Origin of the sequence: Rubrivivax sp. A210, assembly GCF_904426505.1 — a bacterium.
GTDB lineage: Bacteria > Pseudomonadota > Gammaproteobacteria > Burkholderiales > Burkholderiaceae_C > Rubrivivax.
In genome coordinates, this window is the sequence record NZ_CAJGBN010000055.1 from 1 (window position 1) to 2,269 (window position 2,269).

Genomic DNA, 2,269 nt, shown 5'->3' on the forward strand with positions numbered 1-2,269 from the left:
CTAGATTCCTTCATGGCCCGTCTCCTTGCAAGTTCGCAACGACCTGACCGCCTGTCGGCCAGGTGCATTGGTGTAGCTCGGCACGCCAACGGCGCGCAACCTACGTCATTGCAGGGGACGGGCCGCCAGATTTCGCGTAGCCATTCTGTCTAGGCCTCAAAGACCATGATCTCCACGCTCATAGACAACGCAACCGTTTCCAGCGTTCAACGTGCGCTCGGCAAAGCACAGATACGTGACTTGTCGGTGCTCGACGTGGAGCACGCGGCACTGGAACGGCTTGTTGAAGCAGTTCTCTTGAGCGACCGAGTTGTCGTCCCAGACAACTATAAGCAACAGTTCACGCCAGCGCGAAAGAAACTACTTGAACAACTTGGCGTCGAGTTCATAGAGGTTGACGAAAAGGTCGACGGCGCACTCAGCCTCATGGCCAGGAACCTTACTGAACCGTGGCTTGAGGCATTCAACGCCGGCAAGGATAGAGACCTCTTCAAAGACTATTTTGGACAGATCAATGCGTTCAGTAACTTCATCTGGGAGCATTCGAGTTCTGAACTTTTCCTTGTCTTTCGAGCACATGGGATTGATAAAGAAAGTCCACTGATCTCCGCGTTACTGTCCTCACCGATCGACGTCGAGCTTGGAAAAAGGCTCGAGATCGTAGCCGAGGACGGCGGGGCGGTTGCGTGGAACCGGCTCTCGCGACATGTCCAGCATATGTTGTCGGTCATGGGCTGGATGGGACATCAATACATCTGGTATCAGTGCTTTGCTGCCTCACATGACTTTGTCTACTCGCCACACCCGCTGCGGGAGTTCTTTGCAAATGACTTTTTAAGCAGAACCCGCTCATCAGCAGCTTCCGCAGCCGTCTTTTCTAATCTATTTCGAAAGGGCACTGATACATTTCGAGGTCAGCTAAAGAAGAACCTACAGGAACTGGGCGCACTAAACTCCTCGATAGTTGCTCACATACCGCCCTTGCTTCCTGTTGTTGCAGCCGAGAGCAGCACTGCGGACGACTTCCTGAGTGTTCTGGGTCAGCTTCGCGAGCAACCGAGAGTCGCAGAGCTTCGCGCGGCGCTATCAGAAGCACATGACCGCGCACTGATCGGGGATCTAAGGGCGCGCAATGCACTCCTTCTAGACTTCTCCAGAATCGGCGCAGCAGTGCTCGCGGAAAGAGGAATTGATCAGCGGTTTATCTCGTTGAAACCGCCAACGGCTATCTCAGGAATCAAGCTAGAAGGAGACGATGCGGGAGTTCGCCTGCCAATACCATCAATTCTGTATCGGCAGTACTTTCTCCACCGCACGTTTCGAGCGTTTCTACGAGACATCTTGTCCGACCTAGCCGCGCCAAGTCAATACGGCGCACTGAAGACAAAACTGAACTCATGGGTTTGGCCGCCTGACAGTGGCGATGTAGCGCCAAGCGCCTTTTACTTAAACCAGAATCGAGTTCCGTCACTCTACTATCGCCCACTGACCCGCCACAACGAAAGGTTCACGCGTTGAGGCCTAACCCCTCGCTCAAGCGGAGCGCCAACGGCAGGCCACCAGGCCCGCGAGGTGCCTTGGTATATTCTGCACCTCGCGGGCCTGGCGTCCCACCGTCGGCTCCCGCTTAGCTCGAACGTTAGGCCGCATAGAACGACTGTCTGCTGTGAATCCACCACTACGAAAGCCAAGACACGCTGACGCCCCCGCGTTGGCGCAGCTATTCACAGACCCGGCCATCCGCAAGTACCTCGGCGGCCCTCGCGACAAAGCGCAAGCTCAAGCCGGTGCGCTTGACTTGATCACCGCCGGTCGGCAGCTTCCTGCGTGGGTGATAGTGTTACCAGGGTCACAGAACCCAGTTGGTTTCGTCAGCTTGGACAACCACCATGATGGAGAAGACATTGAGGTCTCCTTCGTCCTCACTCCAGAAGCTCAGGGCCTCGGCCTCGGAAGGGCGTCGGTTGCGGCAGCACTTGCGGAAGCTTGGCAGCTTGGTCTTGGGCATGTCGTCGCAGAGACTCAATCAGCCAACGCACGCTCCATTCGTCTACTTGGCGCGCTTGGTTTCTCAAAACAGCGCGAGTTCATTCGCTTCAACGCAGCCCAAGCCCTCTTCTCAATCCATCAGCACAGCACGAATGAGCGACCGGGCGGATAGGTAACACTCTCTCTGGACGGATGGGTGACACTTGGTTGGAATTACAGCCGCACTGGCTGTTCTCTCGTTGATCTTAATTCAAGGCCCCTGCCAGGCCGCCGGAGGCCC

2 protein-coding genes are annotated in these 2,269 nt (G+C 56.0%); both read left to right on the top strand.

Annotated elements, in window-relative coordinates:
- Positions 1-165: 165 nt before the first annotated feature.
- Positions 166-1,518 (top strand): hypothetical protein, encoded by a 1,353-nt coding sequence (locus JMV16_RS19870; RefSeq protein ID WP_201496054.1) that lies wholly within the window; start codon positions 166-168, stop codon positions 1,516-1,518.
- 148 nt (positions 1,519-1,666) lie between these two features.
- Positions 1,667-2,161 (top strand): GNAT family N-acetyltransferase, encoded by a 495-nt coding sequence (locus JMV16_RS24640; protein ID WP_411565055.1) that lies wholly within the window; start codon positions 1,667-1,669, stop codon positions 2,159-2,161.
- Positions 2,162-2,269 lie beyond the last annotated feature (108 nt).